Source organism: Kitasatospora sp. NPDC101176 (assembly GCF_044768035.1).
Taxonomy (GTDB): domain Bacteria; phylum Actinomycetota; class Actinomycetes; order Streptomycetales; family Streptomycetaceae; genus Kitasatospora.
This window is the reverse complement of sequence record NZ_JBIWPA010000022.1, coordinates 42,438-67,201: the sequence shown is the minus strand read 5'-3', so window position 1 is coordinate 67,201 and position 24,764 is coordinate 42,438. Positions and strand designations below refer to the sequence as shown.

26 protein-coding genes and 1 riboswitch are annotated in these 24,764 nt (G+C 72.3%); of the genes, 11 read left to right on the top strand and 15 right to left on the bottom strand.

Features of this window, described 5'->3' with window-relative positions:
* Positions 1-7 precede the first annotated feature (7 nt).
* Entirely contained in the window at positions 8-1,339 is a 1,332-nt protein-coding gene (aroA, locus tag ACIRS1_RS26395; protein WP_360204321.1) for a 3-phosphoshikimate 1-carboxyvinyltransferase, read from the bottom strand.
* Positions 1,340-1,429: 90 nt separating this feature from the next.
* Positions 1,430-2,158 carry a M50 family metallopeptidase gene (locus ACIRS1_RS26390; protein ID WP_360204323.1) on the bottom strand — a complete coding sequence of 243 codons (729 nt, stop codon included), beginning with the start codon at positions 2,156-2,158 and terminating at the stop codon, positions 1,430-1,432.
* A 137-nt stretch (positions 2,159-2,295) separates the two neighbouring features.
* Between ACIRS1_RS26390 and ACIRS1_RS26385 the strand changes: the two genes are divergently transcribed.
* The 8 genes from ACIRS1_RS26385 to def all read left to right on the top strand — a co-directional run bounded on the left by ACIRS1_RS26385 (position 2,296) and on the right by def (position 10,573).
* The gene (locus ACIRS1_RS26385) at positions 2,296-3,048 is read left to right on the top strand and encodes an SOS response-associated peptidase (protein ID WP_402844119.1); all 753 of its coding nucleotides are present in this window, start codon (positions 2,296-2,298) and stop codon (positions 3,046-3,048) included.
* A gap of 20 nt (positions 3,049-3,068) precedes the next feature.
* Positions 3,069-3,779 (top strand): alpha/beta family hydrolase, encoded by a 711-nt coding sequence (locus ACIRS1_RS26380; protein WP_402844116.1) that lies wholly within the window; start codon positions 3,069-3,071, stop codon positions 3,777-3,779.
* A 332-nt stretch (positions 3,780-4,111) separates the two neighbouring features.
* Positions 4,112-4,855: a sigma-70 family RNA polymerase sigma factor gene (locus ACIRS1_RS26375; RefSeq protein WP_360204332.1), complete on the top strand. Its 744-nt coding sequence runs from the start codon at positions 4,112-4,114 to the stop codon at positions 4,853-4,855.
* Positions 4,852-5,259, top strand: a complete 408-nt coding sequence (rsrA, locus tag ACIRS1_RS26370) for a mycothiol system anti-sigma-R factor (RefSeq protein ID WP_360204334.1) — start codon at positions 4,852-4,854, stop codon at positions 5,257-5,259. Before ACIRS1_RS26375 ends, rsrA begins: the two co-directional genes overlap by 4 nt.
* 354 nt (positions 5,260-5,613) lie before the next feature.
* Positions 5,614-7,050, top strand: a complete 1,437-nt coding sequence (locus tag ACIRS1_RS26365; protein ID WP_402844112.1) for an HD-GYP domain-containing protein — start codon at positions 5,614-5,616, stop codon at positions 7,048-7,050.
* A complete protein-coding gene (locus ACIRS1_RS26360; protein WP_402844110.1) occupies positions 7,047-8,417 on the top strand; it encodes an HD-GYP domain-containing protein in 1,371 nt (456 codons plus the stop codon). The genes ACIRS1_RS26365 and ACIRS1_RS26360 overlap by 4 nt, the downstream gene beginning before the upstream one ends.
* 455 nt (positions 8,418-8,872) lie before the next feature.
* Positions 8,873-9,865: a hypothetical protein gene (locus ACIRS1_RS26355; protein ID WP_360204342.1), complete on the top strand. Its 993-nt coding sequence runs from the start codon at positions 8,873-8,875 to the stop codon at positions 9,863-9,865.
* A gap of 66 nt (positions 9,866-9,931) precedes the next feature.
* Complete coding sequence (gene def, locus ACIRS1_RS26350) at positions 9,932-10,573, top strand: peptide deformylase (protein ID WP_402844108.1); 642 nt, start codon at positions 9,932-9,934, stop codon at positions 10,571-10,573.
* A 90-nt stretch (positions 10,574-10,663) separates the two neighbouring features.
* Here def and ACIRS1_RS26345 read toward each other — a convergent pair whose 3' ends face one another.
* On the bottom strand, positions 10,664-11,074 hold the full coding sequence (locus ACIRS1_RS26345) for a DUF2000 family protein (protein ID WP_402844106.1): 411 nt from the start codon (positions 11,072-11,074) through the stop codon (positions 10,664-10,666).
* Between the two features lie 172 nt (positions 11,075-11,246).
* Between ACIRS1_RS26345 and ACIRS1_RS26340 the strand changes: the two genes are divergently transcribed.
* Positions 11,247-12,050 carry an AraC family transcriptional regulator gene (locus ACIRS1_RS26340; protein WP_402844103.1) on the top strand — a complete coding sequence of 268 codons (804 nt, stop codon included), beginning with the start codon at positions 11,247-11,249 and terminating at the stop codon, positions 12,048-12,050.
* Here ACIRS1_RS26340 and ACIRS1_RS26335 read toward each other — a convergent pair.
* The 8 genes from ACIRS1_RS26335 to ACIRS1_RS26300 form a co-directional block, all read right to left on the bottom strand.
* Entirely contained in the window at positions 12,010-12,486 is a 477-nt protein-coding gene (locus ACIRS1_RS26335; RefSeq protein WP_402844101.1) for a hypothetical protein, read from the bottom strand. The genes ACIRS1_RS26340 and ACIRS1_RS26335 overlap by 41 nt on opposite strands.
* Positions 12,487-12,560: 74 nt before the next feature.
* Positions 12,561-12,797, bottom strand: coding sequence for a DUF397 domain-containing protein (locus ACIRS1_RS26330; protein ID WP_402844098.1), 237 nt, complete (start codon positions 12,795-12,797; stop codon positions 12,561-12,563).
* A gap of 87 nt (positions 12,798-12,884) precedes the next feature.
* A complete protein-coding gene (locus tag ACIRS1_RS26325) occupies positions 12,885-13,127 on the bottom strand; it encodes a hypothetical protein (RefSeq protein ID WP_402844095.1) in 243 nt (80 codons plus the stop codon).
* 239 nt (positions 13,128-13,366) lie between these two features.
* Complete coding sequence (locus ACIRS1_RS26320; protein WP_402844093.1) at positions 13,367-13,894, bottom strand: DUF6879 family protein; 528 nt, start codon at positions 13,892-13,894, stop codon at positions 13,367-13,369.
* A gap of 143 nt (positions 13,895-14,037) precedes the next feature.
* The gene (locus tag ACIRS1_RS26315) at positions 14,038-14,883 is read right to left on the bottom strand and encodes a helix-turn-helix domain-containing protein (protein WP_402844090.1); all 846 of its coding nucleotides are present in this window, start codon (positions 14,881-14,883) and stop codon (positions 14,038-14,040) included.
* The gene (locus ACIRS1_RS26310; protein ID WP_402844087.1) at positions 14,880-15,383 is read right to left on the bottom strand and encodes a DUF6879 family protein; all 504 of its coding nucleotides are present in this window, start codon (positions 15,381-15,383) and stop codon (positions 14,880-14,882) included. The genes ACIRS1_RS26315 and ACIRS1_RS26310 overlap by 4 nt, the downstream gene beginning before the upstream one ends.
* A gap of 334 nt (positions 15,384-15,717) precedes the next feature.
* Complete coding sequence (locus ACIRS1_RS26305; protein WP_402844085.1) at positions 15,718-15,990, bottom strand: hypothetical protein; 273 nt, start codon at positions 15,988-15,990, stop codon at positions 15,718-15,720.
* Complete coding sequence (locus ACIRS1_RS26300) at positions 15,987-16,421, bottom strand: ATP-binding protein (protein ID WP_402844082.1); 435 nt, start codon at positions 16,419-16,421, stop codon at positions 15,987-15,989. The genes ACIRS1_RS26305 and ACIRS1_RS26300 overlap by 4 nt, the downstream gene beginning before the upstream one ends.
* Before the next feature lie 216 nt (positions 16,422-16,637).
* On the opposite strand from ACIRS1_RS26300, the gene ACIRS1_RS26295 reads away from it, so the two are divergent.
* Together ACIRS1_RS26295 and ACIRS1_RS26290 are read left to right on the top strand one after the other, a co-directional pair.
* On the top strand, positions 16,638-17,489 hold the full coding sequence (locus ACIRS1_RS26295; protein ID WP_402844080.1) for a helix-turn-helix domain-containing protein: 852 nt from the start codon (positions 16,638-16,640) through the stop codon (positions 17,487-17,489).
* Between the two features lie 25 nt (positions 17,490-17,514).
* Positions 17,515-17,703: a DUF397 domain-containing protein gene (locus ACIRS1_RS26290; protein WP_402844078.1), complete on the top strand. Its 189-nt coding sequence runs from the start codon at positions 17,515-17,517 to the stop codon at positions 17,701-17,703.
* Positions 17,704-17,776: 73 nt separating this feature from the next.
* On the opposite strand, the gene ACIRS1_RS26285 is transcribed toward ACIRS1_RS26290, so the two are convergent.
* The 4 genes from ACIRS1_RS26285 to ACIRS1_RS26270 form a co-directional block, all read right to left on the bottom strand.
* A complete protein-coding gene (locus ACIRS1_RS26285; protein WP_360204383.1) occupies positions 17,777-18,793 on the bottom strand; it encodes a ribonucleotide-diphosphate reductase subunit beta in 1,017 nt (338 codons plus the stop codon).
* Positions 18,793-21,195, bottom strand: a complete 2,403-nt coding sequence (locus tag ACIRS1_RS26280; RefSeq protein WP_402844233.1) for a ribonucleoside-diphosphate reductase subunit alpha — start codon at positions 21,193-21,195, stop codon at positions 18,793-18,795. The genes ACIRS1_RS26285 and ACIRS1_RS26280 overlap by 1 nt, the downstream gene beginning before the upstream one ends.
* Positions 21,196-21,383: 188 nt before the next feature.
* Positions 21,384-21,548, bottom strand: a riboswitch (cobalamin riboswitch).
* Positions 21,549-21,589: 41 nt separating this feature from the next.
* Positions 21,590-23,638: a glycosyltransferase family 39 protein gene (locus tag ACIRS1_RS26275; RefSeq protein ID WP_402844075.1), complete on the bottom strand. Its 2,049-nt coding sequence runs from the start codon at positions 23,636-23,638 to the stop codon at positions 21,590-21,592.
* Entirely contained in the window at positions 23,638-24,759 is a 1,122-nt protein-coding gene (locus ACIRS1_RS26270) for a glycoside hydrolase family 26 protein (protein WP_402844230.1), read from the bottom strand. The genes ACIRS1_RS26275 and ACIRS1_RS26270 overlap by 1 nt, the downstream gene beginning before the upstream one ends.
* Positions 24,760-24,764: the final 5 nt, after the last annotated feature.

Genomic DNA, 24,764 nt, shown 5'->3' with positions numbered 1-24,764 from the left:
TCTCCGATCAGGCGTCCGCCACCGCTTCGCCGAGCAGTTCCGCCCACATCCGCGGGAAGTCGGGCAGGGTCTTGGCGGTGGTGGCCACGTTCTCCACCTCGACGCCGGGCACGGCGAGGCCGACCACCGCGGCGGCGGTGGCCAGGCGGTGGTCCTCGTAGGTGTGGAAGATCCCGCCGTGCAGTGCGCGGGGGCGGATCCGCAGGCCGTCCTCGGTCTCGGTGACGTCGCCGCCGAGGTCGTTGATCTCCTTGGCCAGGGCGGCCAGCCGGTCCGTCTCGTGCAGCCGCAGGTGGGCGATGCCGTAGAGGTGCGACTCGGAGTCGGCCAGCGCGGCGACGGCGGCGATCACCGGGGTGAGCTCGCCGACGTCGTGCAGGTCCGCCTCGATGCCGTGGATCCGGCCGGTTCCGGTGAACTGCAGGCCCTCGTCGGTGAACTCGCAGGCGCCACCCATCCGGGTGTAGATCTCGCGCAGCTGGTCGCCGGGCTGGGTGGTGTGCTTCGGCCAGTCGCGCACGGTGACGCGGCCGCCGGTGACCAGGGCGGCGGCGAAGAACGGCGCGGCGTTGGAGAGGTCCGGCTCGACCACCAGGTCGCGGCCGATCAGGGCACCGGGGGTGACCCGCCAGACGTCCTTCTCGCCGCCGTCCTCGGGGGCGTCGACCTGCACGCCGGCCAGGCGCAGCATCTCGACGGTCATCCGGATGTGCGGCAGCGACGGCACCGGGCCGCCGACGTGCCGGACCTCGACGCCCTGGTTGTAGCGGGCGCCGGACAGCAGCAGGGCCGAGACGAACTGCGAGGACGAGGAGGCGTCCAGCTCGACCGGGCCGCCGTCCAGCGCGCCGGTGCCGTGCACGGTGAGCGGGAAGGCGCCGCGGCCGCCGTCGTCGATCCGGGCGCCGAGCGCGCGCAGGGCGTTGATCACGCCGTGCTGGGGGCGCTCGTAACTGCGCGGGTCGCCGTCGAAGTGCACCGGGCCGTCGGCGAGGACGGCGAGCGGGGGCAGGAAGCGCATCACGGTGCCGGCGTTGCCGACGTCGATCGAGGCGGGGCCGCGCAGAGCCGGGGTCGGGATGACCCGCCAGGCCTCGCCGCCGCCGGTGCCGCCGGAGTCGTTGTTGACCCGCTCCTCGATGCCGACGCCGAGGGCCCGCAGGCCGTCGGCCATCAGCTGGGAGTCGCGGCTGCGCAGCGGGCGGCGCACCCAGCCGGGCTCGTCGGCGAGCGCCGCCAGCACCAGGGCTCGGTTGGTGACCGACTTGGAGCCGGGGATGGTGACGGTGGCGTCAACGGGGGTGGTCGCGACGGGGGCGGGCCACAGGGTCTCGGTCATGGGGGCCAGTTTAGGGGCCGTACCGGAACGGCCCCCGTGACGGCCGGATGCTGAGAGCCGCCGCCGGGCGCGTCCGGGCCCCGTCCGCGGCTACAGCGGAGCCAGCAGCCAGCTGGCGCCGAGGGCGAGGCTGGCGAGGGCGGTGAGCAGGAAGACGGTGATCCACGCCAGCCCGGGGACGTGGGTGAGGCGGGCGAGCTGGTCGGCGTCGGAGTCGCGGGCCCAGCCGGTGCGGCGCTGGTGCTGGAGTTCGAGGACCGGGCGGACGGCGCCGAACAGCAGGAACCAGCAGCCGAGGTAGGCGAAACCGGCCTGCACCTCGGCGCTGCCGAACCAGGACACCAGGAAGAAGGCGCCGCCGGCGACCAGCACGGTGAACAGGCCGAAGGCGTTGCGGATGCGCACCAGCAGGGCGAGCAGCAGGACGACGGCCAGCCAGAGCAGCAGGGTGGTCCGCCCGGCGGAGAGCAGGGCGGCGCAGCCGAGGCCGAGCAGGGCGGGGGCGGTGTAGCCGGCGGCGGCGGTGAGGATCATGCCGGGGCCGGTGGGGCGGCCGTAGGAGAGGGTGAGGCCGGAGGTGTCGGAGTGCAGCCGGATGCCGGCCAGCCGGCGGCCGGTGAGCAGGGCGGCGAGGCCGTGGCCGCCCTCGTGGGCGATGGTCACGGCGTTGCGGGTGACGTGCCAGAGCGGGCGGGCGAGGACGGCGAGCAGGGCGGCGCCGGCCGTGGCGAGGACCAGCCAGCCGGGCGGGCCGGGCTGGGTGCCGGTGACCTGGTCCCACAGTTCGCCGAGGTTCCGGTCGGTCGGGTGAGGGCTCATCGTTCTTCTCCGCCTCCGTTCGCTGCGTTGGGCCGTTCGGGGCAGCCTCCCATGCGGGGACGGTCGGGCGGGAGCGGGTGGTTCTGTCCGTGGGATGAGGAAGTGGTGAGCGTGCCCGGCATGGCAAGCTGACCGGCATGTGCGGTCGCTTCGCAGCCAGCAGCAAGCCCGAGGACGTCGTCGAGATCTTCGGCGTCGAGCAGTGGGACCCGGCGGAGACGCTGGCGGCCAACTGGAACGTGGCGCCGACGAACAGCGCCTTCGTGGTCCTGGAGCGGGTGCCGAAGGGCCGGGAGCGGCCGGTGCGGCAGCTGCGGGTGCTGCGCTGGGGGCTGGTGCCGCAGTGGTCGAGGTCGGCCGAGACGGCGGTGAAGATGATCAACGCCCGTTCGGACACGGTGCACGAGAAGCCCTCGTACCGGCAGGCCTTCGCCTCCCGCCGGTGCATCGTGCCGGTGGACGGCTACTACGAGTGGCAGACGGTGCCGGGCGAGCGCGGCAAGGCGCGCAAGAAGCCGTACTTCGTCTCCCGGGCGGACGGCGCCCCGCTGGCGCTGGCCGGGCTGTACGAGTTCTGGCGCGACCGGACGGTGCCGCCGGACCACCCGGCGGCCTGGCTGGTGACCTTCACCATCGTCACCACCGACGCCGAGGAGTCGCTGGCGCCGATCCACGAGCGGATGCCGCTCTTCCTCGACCCGGCGTCCCACGGCGAGTGGCTGGACCCGGGGCTGACCGACCCGGACGCGCTGCAGCGGCTGCTGATACCCCCGCCGCCCGGCGAGCTGCTGGCCACGCCGGTCTCCCCGGCGGTCGGCAGCATCCGCAACAACGGCCCGGAGCTCAAGGAGCCGTGGGCCGAGGCCGAGTACGAGACCACCCTGTTCTGAACCGGCTGGAGTGCCCGAGGATGACCCACGAACCCGCCCCCACCGAACCCGTTCCCGCCGAACCCGTTCCCGCCGGGACCGACCCCGCCGGATCCGTCCCGACCGAGCTGGTCGCGACTGGGGCCGGCGACGCCCGGATCCGCTACCACCGGGCCGCCGCGCCGCGGGCGCTGCTGGCGCTCGGGCACGGCGCGGGCGGCGGGGTCGAGGCCCGGGACCTGGTCGCGCTGGCCGAGGCACTGCCGCCGCGCGGGATCACCGTGGCGCTGGTCGAGCAGCCCTGGCGGGTGGCCGGGAAGCGGCTCGGCCCGGCGCCGCGCACGCTGGACCTCGGCTGGACGCCGGTCGCCGAGCGGCTGGCCGGTCAGGGCGTGCCGCTGGTGGTCGGGGGGCGCAGCGCCGGGGCGCGGGTGGCCTGCCGGACGGGCGCGGCCACCGGGGCGGTGGGGGTGGTGGCGCTGGCGTTCCCGCTGCACCCGCCGGGCCAGCCGGAGAAGAGCCGGGCGGAGGAGCTGCTGGAGTCGGGGCTGCCCACGCTGGTGGTGCAGAGCGCGGCGGACCCGTTCGGTGGTCCGATGGAGTTCCCGGAGCTGCCGGCGGGGCACGAGCTGGTGGCGGTGCCGTACGGCAGCCACGGCTTCGAGGTGCCGAAGCGGGCGCCGGTTGGGCAGGACGAGGTGCTGGAGCTGATCTGCCGGGCGGTCGGGGACTGGGTGCTGGCGCTGCTCTGAGGCAGGGGGCACCGGGGGCGGCCGGGCGGCCGGAGCCGACCGGGCGGCGGTGACCAGGGGTTTCCGGCCGATCGCCCGTGCGAGTGATGAGGCGGCCGCGGCGGGAATGCGGGCGCCGTCCGGGTGGTTGACACCCTCGTCAGCACGATTCCCGGTGAGAGGCAGGGCAGATGGGTTCGATCGCGTGCCCCGAGCGGCCAGAGGAGCGCGAGGCCGCTGCGGCGTTCGCCCCCGCCTGGTCCGACTGGATTGTCGCGGGCGAGAAGCCCGTCAGCCCGATATCCTCCATTTCGGGGCGGCCCGCCGGGGGTCGTGCCCGCCATGCCGAGGAGGTGGGTCCGGTCGTCGGGACCGAGCACGAGGCCGAGCCGGGCCGGGGCCCGGAGGAGGGCCAGCCCGTGGGCGAGGCGCTCACCGGTGAGGAGCTGGCCGAGGCGATCGGTGAGGACACCTTCCGGGTGTCCGCGGAGGAGAGCGAGGAGGCCCGGCGGGAGCGCTTCGAGCGCGACGCCCTGGGCTACCTGGACCCGATGTACTCGGCGGCGCTGCGCATGACGCGCAACCCCGCGGACGCGGAGGACCTGCTCCAGGAGGCGTTCGCCAAGGCGTACGCGTCCTTCCACCAGTTCCGCGAGGGCACGAACCTCAAGGCCTGGCTGTACCGCATCCTCACCAACACGTTCATCAACTCGTACCGCAAGAAGCAGCGGGAGCCCCAGCGCACCGCGGCGGAGGAGATCGAGGACTGGCAGCTGGCCCGCGCCGAGTCGCACATGTCGACCGGTCTGCGCTCGGCCGAGACCCAGGCGCTCGACCACCTCCCCGACAGCGACGTGAAGGACGCGCTCCAGGCCATCCCGGAGGAGTTCCGGATCGCCGTCTATCTCGCGGACGTAGAGGGCTTTGCGTACAAGGAGATCGCGGACATCATGGGTACTCCCATCGGTACGGTGATGTCCCGGCTGCACCGCGGCCGCCGTCAGCTGCGCGGCATGCTGGAGGACTACGCCCGTGAGCGCGGGCTCGTCCCGGCCGGCAGCGGGGCAGGGCAGGAAGCGAAGGGCTCGGGCTCATGAGCTGCGGCGATCCGCACGACACGGAGTGTGGCGAGGTCCTCGACCACCTCTACGAATTCCTCGACAACGAGATGGCCGAGGGGGACTGCGCCAAGCTGCGGGAGCACTTCGAGGAGTGCTCGCCGTGCCTGAAGCAGTACGGGCTGGAGCAGGCGATCAAGGCGCTGATCAAGCGTTCCTGCGGCTGCGACGACACCCCGGCCGACCTGCGCAGCAAGGTGCTCGCCAGGATCGACTCGATCCGGGCCGGCCAGCGCTCGGGTGAGCAGGTGGTGGTCGCCGTCGAGACCGCGGTCGAGATCCACGTCGAGGCCGCCCGACCGGCCCCGACCCCCGGCCAGGGCGGCCAGGCGCCGTCCGCGCGGCCGGGCGCCCCCGTCGAGGCGGGTGCTCCGGCGGAGTAGCCGGCGCCTCCGCGCGGCCGGACGGCCGACCGGAGCAACCACCGGGCCCGTCGGCGAGGACGGGTCCGGTGGTCAGGACACGGAGTTCAGCGGCCCCGGGAGCGTGCGCTCCCGGGGCCGCTCCCGTCGTGCTCGCATGCGCCCTCACTCGTTCGAGTGAGTTGGCGGTGTGCCAGCTGCGCCATTGCGCGATCATGCGTCCCCGCGCCCGGACGGCGGCCTATCCTCCTGACGGACGCTCACCGCCGGTCCGCCCGGCGTGCTGAGGCAACGCGGGCCCGGACGGCGGGGGAGGTCGAGATCGCTACCGACAGTGGAGGCGCGGCCCTGCCGCAGGGAGCGACGCGCTACCTGGTGGCCGTTCCGGTGGCGGCGCTCTGCTGCCTGCTGCCGCTGCTGCCCGCCGAGGCCGTCCCCGGGGTGCCGCGCTGGCTTGGCGCGCCGGTCGACTGGCCCAAGGTCGGGCTGCTGGCCTTCCTGCACGGGTGCTGGGAGTCGCTGGCCCAGGGCCTGCCGACGCCCTGCCTGCGGCTGACCCGCCTCCTGCTGCGCCGCCCGCCGCCGTCCGAACGGGCGCCCAACCGGCCCGGCGTCAACGCCTTCTTCCCGGTGCTGTTCGCCGGTGTGCTGATGCTCCCGCCGGCCGCCGCGGCCCTGGTCGCGGTGCCCGCCGCGCTGCTCGGCGGCCCCACCCGGCGCACCTGCCGGGCCCGTCAGCTGTGGAACGGCTCCCAGCTCGCCCTGTGCGCCTTCGCCTCCTCGGCCGCCTTCCAGCTGCTGCGCGGACCACAACTGCTGCTGGGCTCCCGGTTCCCCGCCGCACTGCTGCCCGGCTTCGCCGCCGTCGCCACGTTCTGCCTGGTCAACGGGGTGCTGGTGGGCGCCATGCTGATGCTCACCGAGGACCGCCGGCCGGTGGTGCTGCTGCGCGGGGCCGTCGCGGTCTGCGGACTGCCGGTGCTGGTGCACGCCGCCGGCGGCCTGATGGTGACGGTGCTCTGGCAGGGCCCGTACGGGGCGTTCGCGGCGCTGCTGGCGCTGCTGCCGCTGTCGATCTCGGCCTGGGTGTTCGCCCAGGGCCAGCGCGAGCGGGACGCCCACCAGGCCACCGTGCAGTCGCTGGTGCAGGCCGTGGAGATCAAGGACGCGTACACCCGCGGGCACAGCGAACGGGTCGGCCGGGCCTCGGTGCTGATCGCCACCCAGCTCGGCATGGAGGCCGAACGGCTGCGCACCCTGCGGTTCGCCGGGATCCTGCACGACGTCGGCAAGCTGGGCGTGGCCACCGAGCTGCTGCGCAGAAACGGTCCCCTCAGCGAGGCCGAGCGACGGGCCGTCGAGATCCACCCGGTGTACGGGTTCGAGCTGGTGCGCGGCATCGCCTTCCTCGGCGAGGCGCACGCCGGGATCCTGCACCACCACGAGCGGATGGACGGCCGCGGCTACCCCAGCGGGCTCAGCGGCGAGCAGATCCCCGAGTTCGCCCGGATCATCTCCGTCGCCGACGCCTTCGACTCGATGACCTCCACCCGTTCCTACCGGCGCGGCCGGCCCGTCACCGAGGCGGTCGCGGAGCTGCAGCGCTGCTCGGGCAGCCAGTTCGACCCGGCGATGGTGCGGGCGCTGATCGACGCGCTGGTCGTGCACGACTGGCAGCCGGTGCTGCCGCCGCCCGACGGCAGCATCCGGGCCGTCCCGGACATCCCGCTCGGGGTGCCCGAACCGGTCCGGGCCGCGCCGCGCCGGGTGCCCGCCCAGGGCGGGAGCGTCCCCACGGCCGGGCAGCCGTGACGGCGGCCGGCCGGCAGGCCCGCGCCGTGCACGCGGCGGCGGCCGCGCTGCTGTTCCTCGCGTCGGCCGCGGTCGTGCTGCGAGGGGTGGCCGAGCCGCGGGTCGCGCTGGCGTTCACCACGCTCATCGCCCTCGGCGAGTGCGTCCGGATCACCCTTCCGGGGGACCGCGAGCAGGCGCCCATCGGCGCGGCCGGCGCACTGGCGTACGCGCTGCTCGGCCCGCTGCGCGGGGTGCCCACCGCGCACGGCACGCTCCAGGTGGTCGCGGTGACCGGGGTCGGCCTGCTGCTCGCCTGGCTGCCCGGGCTCGCCCTGCCCTGGCTCAAGGCGCACTGCAGGGGCGGCGACGGGGCGGGCCTGATCCACCGGGCCCGTCCGGACCGGCCGCACCGGCGCCCGCCCTGGGCCGACCCGGCCCGCCGGGACAGCGCGGCCCGCCGGCTGCTCGGCATCGGCTTCGCGGCCGCCGTCTTCCAGCCGCTCTACAACGGCGGCCTGGTGGACCGCTTCTCGCCCGAGGGCCCGGCGTACGGGGCCTTCCTGACCGCCGTCGCCGCGCTGGCCGCCCTCTGCGACGCGACCCTGGCCGCCCTGCTGCGCCGCTCGGCGGCAGGCCCGGACACCGGGCTTCGGTTCCCGGCGGCGCTGGAGGACGAGCTCCGCTCGCTGTTCGGCATCGGCTCGGCCATCGTCGCCACCGGGATGCTGGTCAGCCTCGCGGCCGGCGAGGTCGGGCTCTGGGCGCTGCCGCTGTTCTGCACCCCGCTGCTGCTCGCCCAGGTGTCCTTCCGGCGCGCAGCGGCCGTGCGGGCCACCACCGGGCAGACCATCGCCAGCCTGGCCAGGGCCACCGAGGTGGCCGGCTACACCCCGCACGGGCACGCGCGCCGGGTCGCGGACACGGCGTGCGCGCTGGGGCGCGAGCTCGGACTCGGGACCCGGGAACTCGCCCTGCTGGAGTACGCGGCCCTGATGCACGACGTCGGCCAGCTCTCGTTGGTCGAACCGGTGCCGGACGGCGCCACCGCCCTGCTGTCCTGCGCCGAGCAGCAGCGGATCGCCCGGCTGGGCAGCGAGGTGATCCGCCGCACCGGGGTGCCCCGGCAGGTCGCCGAGCAGGTCGCCCGGCTGGCCGATCCGGTGCTCGGCCCGGCCGGTGCGGACGGCTCGGTGCCGCTGGCCGCCCGGATCATCCGGGTGGCCAACGCCCACGACGACCTGCTGACGGCCGCCCGCGGCCGCGGGGTGGGCGAGGCGGTGGGGCGGCTGGAGGCCCTGGAGGTGCTGCGGCTGGGCCGCGGCCGGGTGTACGACGCCCGGGTGGTGGACGCGCTGGCCCGGGTGGGCGGGCAGGCCCGGGGGTGAGGGGCCCCGGGAGCGCGCCGCGGGGCCGGGGCCCCGAGGACTCGGGCAGCCGCCGGCCCGCCCGTCCCGGGCAGCAGGGGTGACCGCCGGCCCGGCCGCGGGTTCACCGAGGTCGACGGGGGTACCCGGCGTCCGTACGGGCGCCGGTCGGGGCCCGCACCCGGCGGGCCCGGGTCGGGTCCGGCCCGAGGCGGACTGGAGACGCGGCCCAGGCGCGGGCGCGCGACCACCCGCCGGGGTTGAGGCCGGGCGGCCGGGCGGGCAGGCTGGGTAGGGCGGGCGCCCAACCTCAGCGGTGGGGAGCGCGGGCGGGGGCGGGCGTGGTTGGATGCGGTCGTAGCGTGGAACACCGACCCGGGACACCGGGCCCGAACCCCGCGAAGCGTCCGGCCCCGAGGAGTTGGGGTGGGCGCGGTGGTACGGGACTCGAGCGGACGACGACGGCAGGGACGAACGTGAGGATCTTCCACCGGGCACGGCACCGGCCGTCCGCCACCTGGCGGCAGACGACCGACCGTGCCTTCACGCTGATCGGCGACGGCCGCTACGAGGACGCCGGCGCGCTGCTGGTGATGGCCGCCGACCTAGAGCCCTGGCTGTCCGACTCCTGGTTCAACCTCGCCCTGCTGCACAAGTTCCGCCGCGACTGGGAGCAGGCCCGCTCGGCCGGCCTGCGCGCCGTCGCCCTGCTCGACCGCGAGCACGGCGCCCCCGACTGGTGGAACCTCGGCATCACCGCGACCGCCCTGCAGGACTGGCCGCTCGCCCGGCGCGCCTGGCAGGCCTACGGGCTGAAGCTGCCCGGCGGCCCCGGCGGGCAGCCCGACGGCCCGGTCAGCCTGGACCTCGGCACCACGCCGGTGCGGCTCTCCCCGGACGGCGAGTCCGAGGTGGTGTGGGGCCGCCGGCTCGACCCGGCCCGGATCGAGGTGCTGTCCATCCCGCTGCCCTCCTCCGGCCGCCGCTGGGGCGAGGTGGTGCTCCACGACGGCGCCCCGCACGGGGAACGGGTCACCGACGGCGTCGCCTACCCGGTGTTCGACGAGATCGAGCTGTGGGCGCCCTCCCCGGTGCCGACCTACGTGGTGCTGCTGCAGGCCGCCACGGCCGGGGACCGGGACGCCCTGGAACGCCTGGTCGCGGACGCCGGCTACGCGGCCGAGGACTGGACGTCCTCGGTGCGGCTTCTCTGCCGGGCCTGTTCGGAGAGCCGGATGGCCGCCGACGACGGCCACACCGCCCACCACGACCCGCACGACGACGGCGACGCCGCGCACCCCGGGCACCTGAGCCACCTCAGCCAGGGCGGCGCGGCCGGGATGTCCTGGCTGGTCGAGCGGGAGTGCGGGATCGCCGCACCCGCACTGCTGGTCCGCTCGCTCCTCGACCGCTGGGTCGCGGCCGCGCCCGCTGCACGGGCGTACCGGGATCTGGAGGAAGTCTGCTGAGCGGGCCGCTTACCCTTGAGCGGTATACCTAGGCCCATTCTCGGAAGCGGAAGCGGAAAAGTAGCGATGGCGGAGCAGCACGACCACCAGCACGACCACGACCACGAGCCCGCAGGGGACGCGGCCCAGCCGGTGAAGGTGGTCGGTGAGGAGCCGGACCTCTCCAAGGGCACCGCGCGTCCGATCACCGTCGTGGGCAACCCGGTCCTGCACCGCGAGGTCAAGGACGTCACCGCGTTCGACGGCGAGCTCTCCGCGCTGATCGACGACATGTTCCAGTCGATGTACGCGGCCGAGGGCGTCGGCCTGGCGGCCAACCAGATCGGCGTCGACCTCAAGGTCTTCGTCTACGACTGCCCCGACGACGAGGGCGTGCGCCACATCGGCCACGTCATCAACCCGAAGCTGGAGGAGTACCCGGCGGACCGCAAGCGCGTCCTGGACGACGGCAACGAGGGCTGCCTGTCCGTCCCGACCGCCTACGCCGAGCTGGCCCGCCCGGACTTCGCCGCGGTGACCGGCGTCGACAAGGACGGCAACCCGATCCGCGTCGAGGGCACCGGCTTCTTCGCCCGTTGCCTGCAGCACGAGACGGACCACCTCTACGGGTTCCTCTACATCGACAAGCTCTCCAAGCGCGACCGCAAGGACGCCCTGCGGCAGATGGCCGAGGGCACCCCGCGCTACGCGACCGTGCCGAACGCGTAGTCGCCGCCCGGTCGAACACCGCTGCCCCGTACGGGATTTCCGTACGGGGCAGCGGTGTGTCCGGGCACCGGTCCGGGCGCTGTTGCCCGTTCAGGGGTGCATCCGGGCGCCCTTGAGGACCTTGTCCACCGCGTTGCGCGGCCCGTGGACGGCCAGCCCCACCAGATCGAGCAGATCCCCGGCCACCGCCCGCACGGCCGCCCGGTTGTCCCGGTCGTTGCCCGTGGCGAACAGGTCCGAGGTGAAGACGGCCGTCGGCAGCGACCGGCCGAGCGCGCGGCCGTGTGCGGCCGTCAGCACCTCTTTCGTCCCCTGGAACACCAGCACGGGCTGGCGGAACATCGGCAGGTACGCGGTGCCGTCGGCGTCCGCGTACGGCTCCCCGACCAGCTCCGGGGAGACCGTGCCGAGGCCGCTGACCAGGAAGGCGGTGACGTTCAGCCGCTGCCAGGGCTCCAGGTCCTCGCGCAGCAGGACGGCGATCTTCGTGTCGAAGCGCACGGGTGCGCCCGCGGTCCCCGCGTCGGCTCCGGTACCGGCCCTTGCGTCGGCCCCGGTGTCGGTCCCTGTGTCGGCCCTGCCCCCGGGTTCCGTGGGGGCGTCGGTCTCATCGATCGTTCTCATGCGTCGAGACTGCGGGGCGCCCGCCCCCGCCGTCTTGTACGTTCTTTGCATGGCATCCGGGCAGGAGATCTCTGCTTGGCGTCCGACCGTCCCGGGCGTCACCGAGGTCTTCCACGCCCACTTCACCGAGCACGCCTACCCCATGCACGTCCACGACAGCTGGACACTGCTGATCGTCGACGACGGCGCGGTCCGCTACGACCTGGACCGCCACCAGCGCGGCACCCCCGGCGACACCGTCAGCCTGCTGCCCCCGCTGGTCCCGCACAACGGCTCGCCCGCCACCGCCCACGGGTTCCGCAAACGCGTCCTCTACCTCGACATGACCCAGCTGGACGCCAGCTACATCGGGCCCGCCGTTGACGGCCCCGACCTCGCCGACCCGCTCCTGCGCACCCGCATCGGGCGACTGCACACCGCCCTCGCCGACCCGGGGGACGAGCTGGAGGCGGAGAGCCGTCTGGCCCTCATCAGCCAACGCCTGCGCACTCACCTGCGGCCACGGCCGGCCGGCAGTGAACCGTCGCCCCGTCCGGGCGTCGCCCAGGACCTGCGGGACCTCCTCGACGAGCGGCTGCTCGACGGCACCACGCTCCAGGAAGCGGGGGGAGTGCTGCACGCCCACCCCGCGCACCTCGTCCGCGCCTTCAGCGCCGCGTTCGGCCTCGCACCGCACCAGTACGTCACGTCCCGCCGCGTCGACCTCGCCCGTCGGCTGCTCCTCGACGGACGGCCGCCCGGCGAGGTGGCGACCGCGGCGGGCTTCTACGACCAGTCGCACCTGACCAGGCACTTCAAGCGGGTCTGCGGCGTCACCCCGGGCCGGTACGCCCGGACGGCGCGGGGCGGCTGAGCGGCACCGCGGGGGCGCTGGCGGGCTTCGTTGCCGGCGCGGGCCGGCCGGTCGGGCAGGGGAGGTCCGGCCGGAGCCGGGGCGGGCAGACGATCACGTAGTGGCCCGACCAGCGGGTGTCGGAGATCCAGCGGGACCACAGCACGTCGCAGGCGCCGGCCAGTTGGGTCAGGGCGTACCGGCGTCGGGCGTCGAGCGGAAGCCAGGGATCGCCGCCGGGGGTGTGCTCGGTGTAGCGAGCGGTGAGCCAGTGTACGGCGGCTTCCGGGGTGTCCCAGGTGCCCCGGACCTGGGAGGCCGGGCGGCGCAGCCACCAGCCGGTCATCATCGGCGGGAGGTCCGAGGCGCCGAAGCGGATGATGTCGACCGGCCGCCGCTCGGCCTCTCTGGTCAACAGTCGGCCGTCACCGGCCCACTCGTAGCCGTGGAAGTGCAACGGTGCTTCTCCTCGGGGGTTTTGATCCCCTCCCGCCCGCGCGGGACCGCGGGCGGGAGGGGCTTTCAGGAGGCTCAGACGGACAGGCCGAACCGAGCCGGGTCGATCCCGGCGCCGGCGAGCTCCTCGGCGGTGAAGAGGAGGGGCGCGCGGTCGGGCCGCTTGCTGTCGCCGAGGGCGTAGACGCCGTGCTCGACCAGGCCGAGGGTCACGCACGACTCGCCGTCGTCACCCCCGCCCTGGTTGCCGCCGCACGCGCGGTTGAGCGTGAGCTGCGAGAGGTCGAGTTCGTAGAGGCTGCGATCGGTCATCGCCGACACCACCTTCCGGTGTGGTTCCGGGGCGCGCACGGAACGGCCCCGCCCCGCCCAGGAGTTGGGCGGAAGATTCGAGGGCGGTCAGCCCCAGAGGCTGATGCGCGTGGTGAGCTGGTCGACGGGCACCTGCCGCGGTGGGGCGTCCGGCGCGAACAGCGGCCGGACCAGGGCCCGGCCGTCCTGGGCGCCGACGATCTCGACGAGGCCCCCGGTGGTGAGGTCCTTCCGGACGGGGTTGTCGTCGACCCGCGCCATGAACTCCGCATGCGTCCGGTGGCGGTGGCGGCGGGCCTTGGTCGGCTGTGCAGAATTCCCGGCGGACATGGCGGACTCCCCGTGATTCGCGGATCGATTCGGTGAGCCACCAAGGTAGGGGCGGGTGTGGGTTGTTTCCGTGCGCTTTCCCGTTCCCGAAAGAATCCGCTCCGGGTTTCTGGCGGCAGTTCGGAGATCGGGTTGTGCGCGTAGGAAGTCGGTCAGGCCGACTTCCTACGCGAGCGGTGGGGAGCGGGTCGGCTATGCCTGCCGAAGTTCCCGCAGCTCCGCTCCGAGCTGTGTCCTTTTCACTCGCCGTGCTCTGCCCACCATTGCGTGAACGGGACGGAGTGCGCCATTGCGATGTCACGGTATGCCCTGAACTGGGCGATCTCGTCACCGGTGAGGAACTCGGCTCCGAGGTACTTCCCGTTGCCGTCATAGCTCATCTCGGCAACGGTCTCGTCATCGAAGAGCCAGAAATCCGTCGCCTCGGGTAGGGGGTTCGCCTGGGCCGTGGTGTCGAGGATGAAGAACTCCTCTCCGGCCGCCATGTTCCGGTGGTACCCCCAAGCGAGTTCGAACCGGAGGTACTCCGTGAGCGGGCGCGCCAGGACGTGCACCCGATACATGCGCCTACCGGATCGAGTGGCAGCGGACACGGTCTCGACCCAGGCGGCGGTCCTGAAGCTTTCTGGTTGACCCTCGCCTGCGAGGAACGCGCGGTACGCGTCGACCCCGCCGGACTGGCTGTAGTCGGCCAGCGTTTCCAGTGGGAACGCCTCTCGGTCGAACTCCGAGAACCAGTCCCCGAGGGTCCTAGATGAGGTTGTCAAGGATGGCCTTTCGAATGGGTCGGGCGGCGATTGTGCTCGAGTCATGTCTCTTCCGCAGCGCCAGTGAATCTTCTCCGGTGGCCCCTTGCGTTGAGCAAGGGGCCATGGGGAAAGGCGGCCTGGTGCGGCGTGGACGCGAGGCGCTACGGCGTATCTACGCTCTCTTGCAGGAACTCATCTCGGATTTCCTCAACCAGTGCTCGCATATCTTCTCCATGGAGCGCGGCAGCATCAAACCTAGAAAATGTCGAAAGGTAGAGGGTGACGTCTCTTGGGTCGCGAGTGGTGATCTCCGAATGGAATGTCTCCACAATGACCAGGCGGTCGTCGTGCATGCTGAAGCATGTCATCGGGAAGTCCGGCATCAGTCCGGACAGGGGAAGAACTCCGATAGTCACGTTAGGGAGCCTGGAAAGTGAGACCAAGCGATCCAACTGCGTCGCCATGACGGCGGGAGGGCAGATCCGCCACCTCAGCACGTGCTCGCAGATGACGAATCTAAACTCGCGGTGCCGGTCGTACAGAACGGACTGGCGTTCCAGTCGGGCTGAGATCGTCCTTGCCTTGGAGTCCGCCGGAAGCTCTGGGGGTAATGAGAATACGGCTGATACGTACTCGGCGCTCTGGAGCAGCCCGGGAATCAGTTGTCCCTGAAACAGACGGAGGAGCGTCGTCTGGGCTTCGATGGCCTTGATCGCATGCTGGTGCTTCCAGTGACCCGTGCGGCGGAGTTCCCGCCAGGCCGTTTCCTCGGTGGCCGCACCGCGGGCCGCCTCCAGGAACTCAGCCTTGGCCTCGTCCGATATGCCGAGCGCGGTCAGGATGAGGTCCACATCCTGCACGCTGGGCAAGGTCTTGCCGTTCTCGATCTTCGAAAGCTTGGCTGGAGACATGGAAGCCCTGCGGGCGATGGTCTCGGCTGTCTTGTCCGAGGCGATCCGCAACGCCCGCAGGGCCTTACCCAAGTCGTTGGGCCGCTCCCCGCTCAAGCCGCCGTGTACTCCCTGAAGGGCACCGCGTGCGCCACAGCGATGTCCCGGTACTGCTGGTACTCGGCCAGACGGTCATCCGACAGCAGCTCGGCGCCGATGAACTGCCCCGAGTCGGTGTAGTGCATCCGGTAGACCCGGGTGTCGTCGAACAGCCAGAAGTCGTGGTCGGGTAGACCCGTCGCCTCCTGCAGAGCCGTGTCGATGATGCCGATCGACTCGCCGGCCTTGATGTTTCCGGGGTAGGCCGCCAGCTCGTACCGGAGGTAGTCCGACAGGGGAGACCGGAGGACGTGCACCCGGGCCACCCGCTTGCCCAGATCCGTCATCGAGCGGACCCACGGGTTGTCGGCACAGTCGGGCGGCAGCCCTTTGCCCGCGAGGAAGTCGGCGAACTCCTCCCGTTCCTCGTCCACGTCGTAGACGGCCAGTGTTTCGAGTCGGAAGGCCGTTCGTTCGAAGGTCTCGAAGAGGCGGCCGAAGTCTTCACCCTTGAGCACGGAAGAATCCCTCCAGGACTGCAGCTGGGACCACGATCGCCGACTCGCCGTCCGGCAGACTCAGCTCCGCCAGGCGGTGAGGATCGGTGATCACGTATCCCTGGACCACGTAGTCCCCGTTCTCGGTGCCCCACAGAGTGGGGCAGTTCCCGTTCTTACAGGACCCGTCCCCGGCTAGCCAACGCAGCATCATATGCCTCCAGTCGCCAGTGGTTCGTGTCTTGGTAAATGTTCCCGACCCATCAGGCGGAGGGTCAAGGATGCGATCTTTCCAAGACGGGAAATCGGTTCGGCCGTCCCCGCCCGGCGTGGGAGCCGGGCGGGGACGGGGAGTTCAGGGCTGGTGGGTGGTGATGGTGATGGGGTGGGCGGTCCAGCGGGTCAGCTCGCCGACGTAGAGGGTGGTGCTCCACCGGCCGCCGCGGGCGAGGCAGTAGGCGACGCCCTCGCCGCCGCCCGGGCCGATGCAGAGCCGGACGAAGTCCCGGTGGGCCTCGCGGACGGGCAGCCCGCGCACCCGCTCCCACAGCACGGGCAGCGCGTGGTCGAGGCTCGGGAAGACGGTGGGCAGCATGATGCCGACGATTCCGGCCCGGACAGCACTCATGCGGCGGCCTGCTCGGGGGAGATCTGGCACCAGACGACCTTGCCGATCCCGCCCCGGCGCGGGCAGCAGCCCCAGCTCTGCGCCAACTCGTGGACGAGGAGCAGGCCGCGGCCGGCCTCCTCGGAGTCGGCGGCGTCGCGGAGTTCCGGCTTCTCGCTGTCGGCGTCGTGCACCTCGATGCGGAGGAGGCCGTCGGCGAGGGTGAAGCGGACCTGGATCAGGCGGTCCCGGGGCGTACGGGCGTGCTGGACGGCGTTGGTGACCAGCTCGCTGACCAGCAACTCCCCGGTGGGGAGCAGGTGTTCGCCGGAGGGCTGGGGGAGGAGGAACTCGCGGAGCTCCCGGCGCGCAGCGCGGGGCGACGTGCGGTGCCGGGGCAGCCAGCAGGTCTGCTCGGCGGGGGAGGGGGAGAGGGGAGCGGCTTCGGGCATGGCGGGGCCACCTCTGGAGTGTGCAGGTGAGAGCGGCTGAAGGGGCATGGGGATGCCCGTGGGTGAGTCCGCGGCGGTCACTCTGGGTGGCATGGCGGACTACAGCAAGTAGCATGTAGTGGAAATGAGTCCATGTGCAACTTGCCCGATGGAAATTTTCCAAGATCTTTTTCCAGGGCGTATGATCTGGACCTAACCGGTGTGATGGAGCATCAGATGAGCCAAGCGCGAACCACAGTGCGCCGTAGGCGATTGGCGGCTGCTTTGGTCAGGCTGCGAGAGGAAGCCGGCAAGTCGCCCGAAGCAGCGGCGGAGCGTATCGGTTGTCACCGTTCGAAGATCAGCCGGATAGAGAACGCGCGTCTGGGCATCTCGCTCGGCGAGCTGCGAGATCTGCTGACCTTCTACGGTGTGGAAGACCACGGCCGTGTCGAGGAGTTGGTCGCTCTTGCTCGTCGGGGCCGAGAGCCCGGGTGGGTGCAGCGGGCGAGCTTGGCTCGGCCGTCCTACTCGGACTTCATCGATTACGAGGAGACGGCTGACTACATCAGGTCGTTCGAGAACATGCTGATCTCTGGCCTGCTGCAGACTCCCGACTACGCTCGCGCGGTGATGCAGGCCAAACCGTCCGGGCTGGCCGCCGAACAAGTGGATGCCTTGGTGACTGCTCGGATGGAGCGACAGGAGGTGCTCACCAGGCCGAACCCGCCGCGCTTGTGCGTGATCGAGGGCGAATCGGCGTTGCGCGTTGAGGTGGGTGGCGCGAAGGTGATGGCTGGGCAACTCGACAAGCTGCTCGAGATGGCTGGGCATCCCTACGTGGAGCTCCAGGTCTTGCCGGACCGCGCCGGTGCCCATGCTGGTTTGATGGGCTCATTCGTGATGTTCAGTTTCCCGTCCCCGGACTACTCGGACGTCGTCTGCGTCGAGCACCGGACAGGGACGCTCTACATGGAGACTCCAGCCGAGATCGATGAGTACACATTGATCTTCGACTCGCTCCGCTCAATCGCCTTGAGTCCGGCTGACAGTCTCGACATGATCGCTCGGGTACGACAGGGGTTCTGAACTCCGGGCAAGAGATGGGTGAGTTATGACCGGCGAGTGGCACAAGAGCACCTACAGCGGGCAGGGCGGGAACTGCATCGAGGCACAGGCCAGGCCGATGACGACAGCGGTCCGGGACTCCAAGGACCCTGGTGGTCCCGTGCTGCTGTTTCCGGCTGAGGCCTGGGACTCGTTCCTCGTGGGGGTCAAGGCCGGGGAGTTTTCGGCCGACTGATCCAACAGAGAGGTGCCCCGCACGGGCTGTGGCCGTGCGGGGCACCTCTGTGTCTGTCTGCGACCGCTACCGCTTAGAAGTCGTCGTCGAAGGAGACCGAGCCCTCGACGGCGACCTGGTACGCCGACACCCGGCGCTCGAAGAAGTTGGTCAGCTCCTGGACGTTCTGCAGCTCCATGAAGCCGAACGGGTTGCTGGACCCGTAGCGGATCGGCAGGCCCAGGCGGGCGAGGCGCTGGTCCGCCACCGCCTGCAGGTACTCCCGCATCGAGGCGGTGTTCATGCCGGGCAGGCCGTCACCGCACAGGTCCTGGGCGAACTGGAGCTCGGCCTCGACGGCCTCCTCCAGCATCTCCGTGACCTGCTTCGCCATCTGCTCGTCGAAGAGGTCCGGCTCCTCCTCGCGCACGGTGTCCACCACCGAGAACGCGAAGTCCATGTGCATGGACTCGTCGCGGAACACCCAGTTGGTACCGGTCGCGAGACCGTGCAGCAGGCCCCGGCTCCGGAACCAGTACACGTACGCGAACGCGCCGTAGAAGAACAGCCCCTCGACGCACGCCGCGAAGCAGATCAGGTTGAGCAGGAACGCCCGCCTGTCCTCCTTGCTCTGCAGCGAGTCGATGTGGTCGACCGCGTTCATGTACTTGAAGCAGAACTGGGCCTTCTGGTGGATGGAGGGGATGTTCTCCACCGCGGCGAAGGCCGCGTTGCGGTCCTCCGGGTCCGGAAGGTACGTGTCCAGCAGCGTCAGGTAGAACTGGACGTGCACGGCCTCCTCGAACAGCTGACGGCTCAGGTAGAGCCGCGCCTCGGGGGAGTTGATGTGCTTGTACAGGCTCAGCACGACGTTGTTCGCGACGATCGAGTCACCGGTCGCGAAGAAGGCGACCAGCCGGCCGATCATGTGCCGCTCGCCCTCGCTCAGCTTGGCGAGGTCGGCGACGTCGGAGTGCAGGTCCACCTCCTCGACCGTCCAGGTGTTCTTGATCGCGTCCCGGTACCGGTCGTAGAACGACGGGTAGCGCATCGGGCGCAGGGTCAGCTCGAACCCGGGGTCGAGCAGCATCTTCTCGCGGTCGTCGGACATCACTGGCAGGCCTCGCAGGACTCGGGGTTCTCCAGGGAGCAGGCCAGCGCGGCCTCCTCCTCCGGCGTGAGGGTCGGCGTGTTCACCGGGACGGGCGCGGCGGCACGGGCGGTGCCGGAGGCGGCCTGGGCGATCCGGGTGGCCGGGCGCGAGCGCAGGTAGTAGGTGGTCTTCAGACCGACCTTCCACGCGTACGCGTACATCGAGCTGAGCTTGCCGATGGTCGGCGCGGCCATGAACAGGTTCAGCGACTGGCTCTGGTCGAGGTACGGCATGCGGGCCGCGGCCAGGTCGATCAGCGCGCGCTGCGGCAGCTCCCACGCGGTGCGGTACAGCGACCGCACCTCGGCGGGCAGCCAGCCGAGTTCCTGGACGGAGCCGTTGGCGTCGCGCAGGGCGTCGCGGGTCGTCTGGTCCCAGACGCCGAGCTCCTTGAGCTCGCGCACCAGGTACGGGTTGACCTGCAGGAACTCGCCGCTGAGCGTCTCGCGCTTGAACAGGTTGGACACCTGCGGCTCGATGCACTCGTACACGCCGGCGATCGAGGCGATGGTCGCGGTCGGGGCGATGGCCAGCAGCAGCGAGTTGCGCAGGCCGGTCTCGGCGATCCGGGCGCGCAGCGCGCTCCAGCGGTCGGCCCAGTGCGGCTGCACGTCGAAGTGGTCGATGTGCAGCTCGCCGCGGGCGGCGCGGGTCTCGCCGTACGCCTCGTGGCGGCCGAGCTGCTCGGCCAGGTCGGCGGAGCGCTCGTAGGCGGTGAGCATGATGCGCTCGGCGATCAGCGTGGACAGCCTCGCCGCCTCGGCCGAGTCGAAGTCGATCCGCAGCTTGAAGAAGACGTCCTGCAGGCCCATCACGCCGAGGCCGACCGGCCGCCAGCGGGAGTTGGAGGTGCCGGCCTCGACGGTCGGGTAGAAGTTGATGTCCACCACGCGGTCGAGGAAGGTGACGGCGGTGCGCACGGTGGCGTCCAGCCGCTCCCAGTCCATCGCGCCGAGCAGGTCCTCCGCCGACGCGCCCTCGGCGACGTGCGCGCCGAGGTTGACCGAGCCGAGGTTGCAGACGGCGGTCTCGGAGTCGTCCGTGACCTCCAGGATCTCGGTGCACAGGTTGGAGGAGTGCACCGTGCGGCCGGGCAGCGCGGTCTGGTTGGCGGCGCGGTTGGAGGCGTCCTTGAAGGTCATCCAGCCGTTGCCGGTCTGCGCCAGGGTGCGCATCATCCGGGCGTACAGGGTCTGCGCGGGGATGGTGCGGACGGCCTTGCCGGCCTGCTCGGCCTTGCGGTAGGCCTCGTCGAAGTCGGAGCCCCACAGGTCGACCAGCTCGGGGACGTCGGCGGGGGAGAACAGCGACCAGTCCTGGTTGGCGTTCACGCGGCGCATGAACTCGTCCGGGATCCAGTGCGCCAGGTTGAGGTTGTGGGTGCGGCGCGCCTCCTCGCCGGTGTTGTCGCGCAGCTCGAGGAACTCCTCGATGTCGGCGTGCCAGGTCTCCAGGTAGACGCAGGCGGCGCCCTTGCGACGGCCGCCCTGGTTGACCGCGGCGACGGAGGAGTCGAGGGTGCGCAGGAACGGGACGATGCCGTTGGACTTGCCGTTGGTGCCGCGGATCAGGCTGCCGCGGGAGCGGATGCGCGAGTACGACAGGCCGATGCCGCCGGCGTGCTTGGAGAGGCGGGCGATCTGCGCGTAGCGGCTGTAGATCGAGTCCAGGTTGTCCAGCGGCGAGTCGAGCAGGTAGCAGCTCGACATCTGCGGGTGGCGGGTGCCGGAGTTGAACAGGGTCGGCGAGGAGGTCAGGTACTCCAGCCGGCTCATCAGGCGGTACAGCTCGGCCACCTCGCGCACGGACTGCTCGGTGTCGCCGACCGCCAGGCCACAGGCGACGCGGAGCAGGAAGTGCTGCGGGGTCTCGACGACCTTGCGGGTGATCGGGTGGCGCAGCAGGTAGCGGGACTGCACGGTGCGCAGGCCGAAGTACTCGAAGCGGTCGTCGCCCTGCCGGTCGATCAGCGCGTCGAGCACGGCGGCGTGCTTGGCGACGAAGGCGGCGGTGGTGTCGCCGATCAGGCCCTCGGCGTGGCCGACGGCGATCGAGGCGGCGAACGAGGTCGCGCCCTGGCTGTCGGCCTCGTCGACGATCTCCAGTGCGAGCAGGCGGGCGGCCAGCTTCGAGTACTGGGGGTCCTCGGCGATCATCGACGCGGCGGCGTCCACGGCCAGCCCGCGCAGCTCGGCGAAGTCCGAGCCGGCATGGCGGCCGCGCAGCGCGGCGGCGGCGACATGGCCGGGGTCCACCTGGGGGAGATCGACACTACGGTCGGTGAGCAGCCGCAGCAGCGCGCCGCCGGGGTCGGAGACCGTCGGGGCGGCGGGGGCGGAACCGGAGCCCTGGGCGGGCAGGGTGGCTGAGGCAGCGGTGGTCAAGGCGCTCTCTCCTGGCGGCGATCGGCGGCGGTGATCGGGTCCGGGCCGAACGGGGCAGGGGAGCACGGCGCGTACGCAGGAGTGCGTCGCGCGACGGTGGCGTCCCCGGCCCGCCCGCGAGGCCCGGAAGGTACTGCTCGTGCTGGCGCGGCCTCTGCGGGAGGGCCGTGGCGCACACCGTCGGCAGGTACTCGGACTCGCGGGCGCGGCTTGTCGAGCCGCCCGCACACCGCTGCGGGGCAGTCCCGGACTCGCACCGGGTTCCCCTGCTTTGACAGCAGGAGTGAGCATACATCTAGTGGCGGCTGACTGCGGCGGCACCATATGTTGTGGCCGACGTGTCGTGGGCCACGGCGGGCCCGGTGGCCGTTCAGTGCTTCAGATAGACCTTGTAGGTGCTCGAATCGCCCGTCGGAGAGGTGAACTGGGCGATCAACCGGTAGTGCCCGCCGCTCGCCAGCGCCGTCGCCAGGACGCGGTCCGTGGCGGCCGGGGCGGTGCTGTCCAGGACCACGACGGTGAAGTAGCCGTCCTTGATCGCGGCCGCGCTGCCCTCGTCGCCGTGATGCTCGACACCCGCCGCGTCCCGGTAGTCCGTCCCGGAGCGGGCCGAGGTCCACTGCTCGGGCCGGCTGACGGCGCCGAGGTAGTACTCGGGCAGCCCGTCGACCTCGGTCAGGTAGTGGCCCTGCGGCGTGGCGTGCACCCGTAGGACGGCGAGCAGCCGACCGGAGTCGGGCCCGTTCTGGTAACGCAGCGCTGACTGCTCCAGACCGAGCGCGAGCAGGGCGACCCAGACCAGGATGCCCAGCTGCGGGTGGCGGAAGTGCGCGCCGACCAGCCGGGTGAGGCCGACCCCGGCGAGCGGGGCGGCGAGCAGCATCCCGAAGCCCAGGTGCCGGAACAGCGCCCCCGAGGTGCCCAGCGCCAGGTGGACCGCCGGGACCAGCAGGGCGGTGCAGGTCAGGGCGGTGCCCAGCAGAGCGCGCTGGGCGCGGGTGGTGGTGACGCCGTCGTTCTCCGGCGACTCGAGCAGCTGCTCGCGGCGGGCGTACGCGATCGTGCCGGCCACCGCGAGGACGGTGAACAGGCCGCCCCACTGGACGGTGTTCAGCAGGATCTCGCCGACCGGACGGGAACCCTGCCCGTGGGCCGGGGACCACCCGGCGACCTCGCCGAGCAGTCCGAACGGCAGCAGGGCGCCCACTGTGCCGGCGGCGAGCAGCAGGGCCCGCAGGGCGGCCGGGCCGAGCCGTCGTCGCGGCCAGGCGGTGGCCGCCGCCAGCGCGACCAGCGCGGGCAGCGTGAACACCGCGGAGTACGCGACGGCGCAGGCCAGGGCGGCGACCGGCGCGGCGAGCAGGACGAGGGCCACCGGGCGGCGCGCGGTGAACACCGTGACCCAGGCCGCCAGGGCGACCAGCAGGACGGCGAGCGCCTCGGGCGCGGCGTAGAAGCCGACGACGACGGTCGACTGCACCACCGCGTAGCCGGCGATCGAACAGATCGCCACCCGCTCGTTGAAGAGCCGGCGGGTCAGCGAGTACAGCAGCACCGTGGTGAGCAGGGCGAAGCAGAGGCTGAGCACCCGGGCGCCGAAGATGCCGTTGGCGTCGGCGGCGGCGCCGGCCAACGGCAGGTACAGCTGGGGCGTGCCGGGTATTCGCTCGGCCAGGTGGGTGGTCACGGGGGTGCCGTGCAGCAGGTGGTCGAGCTGCTGGCGGCCGGCCACCATGGCGGCGGCCTCGTCGGGGTGCGCGGCGGCGAGCAGGCGCAGCGAGAGCAGGGCCTGGATGACGAGGACGGCGGCGAGCACGCCGCGGGCGATCCAGCGGCGCCGGGGGCTGGGGGCCGGGTCCCAGCCGATCGCGGGGACCTGCGGGATGGTGTACGGCGCCAGCTCGACGGCCTGGTCGTCCACCGGGCCGGGGGCGCCGGTCGGGGCCACCTGCGGCGGCGCGTCGGACGCATCGGGTCCCGGAACGTCGGGCCCGGAAAGGTCGGGCCCGGGAACGGCCGGCCCGGACGGATCGGTCTCCGGGCGGCCGGGCCCGGGGACGCCGGACGCAGGGACCCCGGACGCAGGAACGCCGGGCCCGGCACCGTCGCCTCCCGCCGCACCCGGCCCGGGCGAGCGGTCGGCGCGGCGGAACAGGTCGGTCCCGGCCGCGGGCGCCGAGGGGGCGGCGTCCGCCGTGGTCGGCGGGTGCCCGCCGCCGTCACGGGTGTCCGCGTCGAGGGCGGCCCGTGCGGCCCGCAGGGCGTGGGCGGCCCGGGCGGCGCGCGCGGCCCGTGCGGCGGCCGGGGCGGGTACGGCCTCGTCCGGCACCGGTACGGGCAGGTGTGCGGGCACCGGCGCCTGTGCGGGCCCGGCGGCCGCGTCGTCCGGGGCGGGGGCGAACTCTGACTCTGCGCTCATCATGGGTTCCGGATGTCGAAGCCGAAGCGGGGGTCGGACACGCGCCGCCTGAAGGCCGCGAGGGTCTCCGGGACGGCCTCGACGCGCCAGTCGGCCCGTTTGACGATGTTGAACCAGACGAAGCCGAGGATGTCGTCGTGCGCCGCGACCCCGGAGAACAGCTGGTCGATGTCCGCGAGCTGGCGTTTGCCCTGTTCCGAGGCGGTCTCGCAGATGAAGAACGGCTTCTGGCTGAAGCCGCGGATCTCGGCCATGGTCGGCCCGTACAGGAGGTCGAAGTTCTTCGGCCCGGTGCGGGTGAAGTACCCGGTCATGCCGGCCCAGTCGACGTAGGCGTCGCCCGGGTAGTAGGGCGCGAGCCGGGTGTTGGGCGCCGGGTCGGTGATGTTCGGGTTCCAGACCCAGATGACGTTGGTCGCCCCGGCCCGGTCGAAGAGGTCGTGCACGTGCCGCCAGGCGGCCACGAACTCCTGGGCGCTGGCGGCCTGCCGGCCCCACGGGTACCAGTTGCCGTTCATCTCGTGCGCGATGCTGATCGCGATCGGCTGGTCGAGCTTGGCCACGGACTTGGCGACGCCCCGGACGTAGTCGTCGGTGTCGCCGGCGGCGATCGAGGCCAGCGAGTGGTTGTACGGCTCCCAGGCCATGTACGGCAGGGCCCCGGCCGCGTAGATGCGCTTGGCGCCCTGGGTGTCGAAGCCGCCCTCCCAGTGGGCGTAGAACTCCAGGACGTTGGGCTGCTTGCCGATCGTGGAGGTGTAGACGGGCAGCGCGTCCATCGTCTCGGGGACGCCGGGCAGTGCGGCGCCGAGGTACTTGTGGTCCGGCTTGAGCAGCGGTGTGACGTCGTACGGCACGCCGGCCGGGACGGCCTTCGGCCTGGCGGCGGCGCTCGGGGTGCCGGTGGCCGTGCCGGGGGCACCCGTGGCGCCCGGGGTGGCGGGGGCGGCGGCCGCGGGCTGGTCGGGCTCGACGGCCTCCTGCATCGCGAAGCCGGGGTCCTCGGGGCCGCAGGCGGCGGTGGCGAGCAGCAGCGCGCCGGCGAGCAGGGCGAGTGCCGGCCGCCGGCGGTACCGGTCCGGCCGTCGGGGGTGGCCGGGCCGTCGGGGGTGGGCGGGCATGGTGA